The organism is Actinotalea sp., from assembly GCF_041597215.1.
Taxonomy (GTDB): domain Bacteria; phylum Actinomycetota; class Actinomycetes; order Actinomycetales; family Cellulomonadaceae; genus Actinotalea.
The window spans coordinates 1-1,044 of the sequence record NZ_JBFHHB010000365.1 but is presented as its reverse complement, the minus strand read 5'-3'; the positions used below and the strand labels follow the sequence as shown (position 1 = coordinate 1,044).

The 1,044-nt window shown below is 71.6% G+C and carries 3 protein-coding genes; all 3 read left to right on the top strand.

The window, feature by feature from the left end; genetic code table 11:
• Positions 1–182: hypothetical protein (locus tag ABWK99_RS16075; RefSeq protein WP_372595690.1), on the top strand; the 182-nt coding region annotated here is incomplete at its 5' end.
• The gene (locus tag ABWK99_RS16070; protein ID WP_372595689.1) at positions 179–409 is read left to right on the top strand and encodes a hypothetical protein; all 231 of its coding nucleotides are present in this window, start codon (positions 179–181) and stop codon (positions 407–409) included. The genes ABWK99_RS16075 and ABWK99_RS16070, both read left to right, overlap by 4 nt.
• On the top strand, positions 406–1,044 hold a 639-nt coding region (locus ABWK99_RS16065), incomplete at its 3' end, for a hypothetical protein (RefSeq protein ID WP_372595688.1). The genes ABWK99_RS16070 and ABWK99_RS16065, both read left to right, overlap by 4 nt.

Below are 1,044 nucleotides of genomic sequence, written 5' to 3'. Positions count from 1 at the left end.
GCCGACGCCGCAGCGATCGCCGCACGAGACGCGGAGCAGGCGTCGTGAATCCGGACTGCAAGGGCGAGAAGCACGGCTCGTGCTCCGGAACGGGATGGTCCGAGATCGCCGACGGGCCGATCGCGTGCCCGTGCCCGTGCCACACGGCGACGTCGAGCGAGCCGGAGCAGGTGACGCCGTGACCACCCATGCGCCCTACGCCCCTGGTGACCCGATCACGGTTCTGCACCACTGCGCCACCCACGGGACCGAGGTCGCCACGTTCCCCGTCGAGCGCATCAAGAGCCTCGCCACGAACGGCCAGTACCGGGTCACGACGACCCGCTGCGACGGCACCCAGCTCGACGTCGAGGTGAACGCCGCCGGCGTCGACCGGCACGGGTACGTGCGGCCTGGCGGTGCGCTGTGACCGCCCGCCAGACATGGGACACCGTGCTCACCTGCCCCGACTGCGGCTGGACGTCCAAGCGCACCACGACCGGCCTCGCCAACCACGCCCTGCGACTGCACTCATGCGACAAGCGCCGCTGCGAGCGGGCCACGCACGCACGCGGCGTCGCCCGGCACGCCGCGATCGACCGCGCCCCCAAGCCCTGCCAGCACAAGCGCGCGAACCACCAGCACGGCACCCATGCGTGCTACGTCCTGGACCGCTGCCGGTGCCTACCCTGCGCGACCGCGAACAGCACATACGAGTCCACCCGGGTGCGCAACATCGCCTACGGCCGCACGACCACGACCGACGCCGGACCGGTACGCGCACACCTGCACGCGCTCATGACCGCGGGCATGGGCCTCAAGCAGATCACCGCGGTGCACGGCATCTCGGCCGGGTCCCTCACGAAGATCCTCTACGGCATCACCCGCGCCGACGGCACCCACCGACCACCGACCACGAAGGTCCAGCGGCGCACCGCCGACCGGGTCCTGGCGATCAGCATGCCGACGATCGAGCAACTCGGCGCGTCCACGAACGTCGACTCCACCGGTGCCCGCCGCCGCATCCAGGCCCTCATCGCACTCGGGTGGTCCGTGCAGCGCATC